Here is a 3365-nt window from a genome sequence, read left to right as displayed (position 1 = left end):
GTGCTCATCCACACCGAGCACCGCCGCACCACCTAAACAGCCACTACACGAACAACACATCGGCGATCGCTAAACGTCACGGGCTGTTACGCGGAAAGGCTCACTGCGCTGAGGAAGGCCTGGAGCTGCTGGAGATCTACGTCGATCGCAACACCGGAGACCAGGACGCAAGCCGAGATGCCTTCAACGTTCTCATCGACCACATCGGCACGGCGGACGGCGCGGTTGTCATCGTGCCGTCGTTCGATCATCTGAGCACTACGCCAAGTGTCCGACTGGCCTTCACTACGGCCATCGAGCAGATGGGCGGACATGTCCAGGCGCTGAACCAGAGCCCAGTCAGGCAGTAGCCGCCCCTACAAGCCAGGAGCCCCACACCGCCAGCGTCGCCGGTGTGGGGCTTCCTGCTTTTGTGATCTAGGTCACACAGAGGTGAGCGTGACGATCTTAGGTGATCACGTTTTTTTGTGTGGGTAATGTGTGGGAAGATCACAATTTTCGCTGATCCACAGCCCTGTGACCAGGGGTTTTGCTCCCGCGGAAGGACTCGAACCTTCAACCTGCCGGTTAACAGCCGGCTGCTCTGCCAATTGAGCTACGCGGGATCGGGTGCCGTGCACCTGACGTCGTCAGCCTACCTGAGGTTCGGGCGGTCTTGGACGTGGGGTAGGAATCAACCCGACGGCACAACGTCAAGCGGCCGGCGGCCATCCGCCTGCACGTCCCTCGGTCTCCTGGGAGGCAACATGCGTATCAGGCCCAGCGTCATCCTGGCCCTCGGTCTCGGATACGTCCTCGGCGCCCGGGCCGGCCGGGAGCACTACGACGCCATCATGCGGCAGGTCCGTGACCTCCAGGAGCGCCCGGAGGTCCAGAGCGTGGCGGGACTCGTCTCCGCGCAGGCGGCCACCGTCTACCAGAAGGCCCGGGACCTGCTTGGTGCCCATGCCGGGCAGTCCGCGACCAGGCTGTTCGCTCCCCTCGGCTCGCACAGCTCCAACGGTGTCGGATCCAACGGCGTCGGTTCGGTCGGTGCCCGCTGATCGAGGAACCCTCGCGCCGGAGACCCCGGAGACCCCGGAGACCACCGATGAGCGGTCCCGGCGGGACATGCCGATGAGGCAGGCGAGGCCGAACGGGCCGGGACGACCGCACGCCTCCGGTCATCCCGAGACTCCGGACGGCGCACCGTCCGCCCTCGCCGGTCTTGTGGACCTGTTGGGTCGGCGTTTCGCCCTCGCCGTCTACTGGAACCTGCGCGGGACGGCCCTGCCGTTCCGCGCGCTCGTGGCGCGGCTCGACGCGCCGCAGGCCCAGGTGACCCAACGCCTGCGGGAGCTGCGCGAGGCCGGCCTCGTCGAGGTGGACGAGGCCGGCGAGTACCGGCTGACCGCGCACGGCCGTCGCCTGCAGGGAGTGCTGGAACCGCTGGCGGCCTGGGCGGACGACTGGTCCGGGCTGAGCCCGCGCCAGCGCACGCCCCGAGGATCAGCCACCCAGGGTCATGGTGAGCCCTAAGTTCGGTGGACTCCCGCTTGGCGGCAATATCCCGACATCGCGGAATGATCGCTATCGAGAGGCATCTCGTGACAGCAAGATCACAGCTTGTCTTGAGCTCGTTTTAAGGATCTCTTAGGCCCAGCGGGGTGCGCTGGTCCTTGTCGCCCGGCTGGCTGGCGAACTGGAGCAGCCTCACCCACCAGAGGTAACCCCGGCTTCTGGTGGGTCTCCCCAGCCCGGGTCGCGGCTCGTCCCAGCCGCGACCCGGGCTCAGCCCTGCCCGCCGCGCGAGGCCGTCGTGGACCGGTGTGCGCGCGAGGCCGTCGTGGACCGGCGTGAGGTCAGCCGCCGGTGAGCCGTTCCCGCGCTTCGGCGAGCCGCCGCAGGGTGGTCTCCCGGCCGAGCGCCTCCAGCGACTCGAACAGGGGCAGTCCCACGCTCCGCCCGGTCACGGCGACCCGCACCGGTGCCTGCGCCTTGCCGAGCTTGAGACCGTGCCGCTCGCCCACCTCGGTGAGTCCGGCCTTCAACGTCTCGGCCTCCCACTCGATCTTGTCGTAGAGGTCGCGGACGTCGGCGAGCAGTTCCGCCGCCGGCCCCTTCATCGCCTTGGCCCAGGCCGCGTCGTCGATCGGTGCCTCCGGCAGGAAGAGGAAGTCGACCATCGGCACGATCTCCGACAGCACGGAGACCCGGCTCTGCGCCAAGGGGGCGAGAGCGGCGAACGCGTCCGCGTCGAACGCGGCCGGCTCCCACGGCGCGGCCGGCGCCGAGAGCCAGGGCCGGACCGCCTCGATGAACTCCGCGACGCTCAGCCGCCGGATGTACTCACCGTTGAACGCCTTGAGCTTCTTCTCGTCGAAGAACGCCGGCGATGGCTTCACGTCGGCAAGGTCGAAGGTGGACTCGATCGTTTCCCAGGGCACGATCTCGTCCTCGCCGGGCGGGGCCCAACCGAGCAGCATCAGGTAGTTCTTCATGGCGGCGGGCAGGTATCCCTCGTCCCGGTAGGACTCGAGCGCCACCTTGTCGCGCCGCTTCGACAGCTTCTGGCGCTTCTCGTTGACGATCACCGGGACGTGCGCCCACACCGGCGGCGCGTCCGCGCCGAGCGCTGCCCAGAGCAGCTGCTGCTTAGGGGTGTTCGACAGGTGTTCCTCACCCCGGATGACGTGGGTGATCCCCATCTCCAGGTCGTCGACGACGTTGGCGAGCAGGAACACCGCCGACCCGTCGGCCCGCGCGACCACGAAGTCCTCGATGGTCTCGTTCGGGAACTCCGGCGTGCCGCGGATGAGGTCCTCGACGATCGTCACGCCGTCGTCCGGCGTGCGAAAGCGCAGCGCCCGGCCGGGACCCGGGGCGAGCCCGCGGTCCCGGCAGAATCCGTCGTAGCCGCGCTGCGCGTTGCCGGTGCGTTCCGCCAGGGCCTCGCGGGTGCAGCCGCAGTAGTAGGCGAGACCCTCGGCGTGCAGCCGTTCGGCCGCGGCCCGGTGCCGGTTGGTGCGTGACGACTGCAGCACCGGACCCTCGTACCCGCCGGGGCTGATGCCGAGCCAGTCCAGCGCGCTGATGATGCCGTCGGTCCACTCCGGCCGGTTGCGGGACGCGTCGGTGTCCTCGACGCGCAGCACGAAGTCGCCGCCGGCGCGCCGCGCGACCAGCCAGTTGAACAGCGCCGACCGCGCCCCACCCACATGGAAGATGCCGGTGGGAGATGGCGCGAATCGAACCCGTACCCGCCCAGATCCCATGCCGCGCAGCGTACAGCGGATCTCGACGGGCGAACCGGGCGTGGGCCGATGGTGACCGGCCGCGGAACCGGTCTCCCGGGCGGCCGGCCACGCCCCTGCTCAGCCGAGGAG

General features: G+C 68.9%; 4 protein-coding genes and 1 tRNA gene. 3 read left to right on the top strand and 2 right to left on the bottom strand.

From position 1 onward, the window contains the following. The coding region (locus AC08OX_RS16275; RefSeq protein ID WP_476608598.1) for a recombinase family protein at positions 1 to 350 on the top strand (350 nt) is incomplete at its 5' end. A gap of 182 nt (positions 351 to 532) precedes the next feature. On the opposite strand, the gene AC08OX_RS16270 is transcribed toward AC08OX_RS16275, so the two are convergent. After that, a tRNA-Asn gene (locus tag AC08OX_RS16270) sits at positions 533 to 605 on the bottom strand. A 141-nt stretch (positions 606 to 746) separates the two neighbouring features. Here AC08OX_RS16270 and AC08OX_RS16265 point away from each other — a divergent pair. Both AC08OX_RS16265 and AC08OX_RS16260 read left to right on the top strand, forming a co-directional pair. Continuing rightward, on the top strand, positions 747 to 1043 hold the full coding sequence (locus tag AC08OX_RS16265) for a hypothetical protein (protein ID WP_476608597.1): 297 nt from the start codon (positions 747 to 749) through the stop codon (positions 1041 to 1043). Then, positions 1033 to 1518, top strand: coding sequence for a winged helix-turn-helix transcriptional regulator (locus AC08OX_RS16260; protein WP_476608596.1), 486 nt, complete (start codon positions 1033 to 1035; stop codon positions 1516 to 1518). The genes AC08OX_RS16265 and AC08OX_RS16260 overlap by 11 nt, the downstream gene beginning before the upstream one ends. 323 nt (positions 1519 to 1841) lie before the next feature. Here the strand turns inward: AC08OX_RS16260 and gltX are convergent, their stop codons facing one another. After that, positions 1842 to 3254: a glutamate--tRNA ligase gene (gene gltX, locus AC08OX_RS16255; protein ID WP_476608595.1), complete on the bottom strand. Its 1413-nt coding sequence runs from the start codon at positions 3252 to 3254 to the stop codon at positions 1842 to 1844. Between the last annotated feature and the right edge of the window lie 111 nt (positions 3255 to 3365).

This window comes from Frankia sp. CoBUL1 (assembly GCF_978021245.1).
This window is presented reverse-complemented; position numbering and strand designations above follow the sequence as displayed.

What these genes read in the sequence shown, in the direction of transcription:
- gltX (WP_476608595.1), bottom strand. Translation starts at nt 3,254, where the DNA reads ATGGGATCTGGGCGGGTACGGGTTCGATTCGCGCCATCTCCCACCGGC.
- AC08OX_RS16265 (WP_476608597.1), top strand. Translation starts at nt 747, where the DNA reads ATGCGTATCAGGCCCAGCGTCATCCTGGCCCTCGGTCTCGGATACGTC.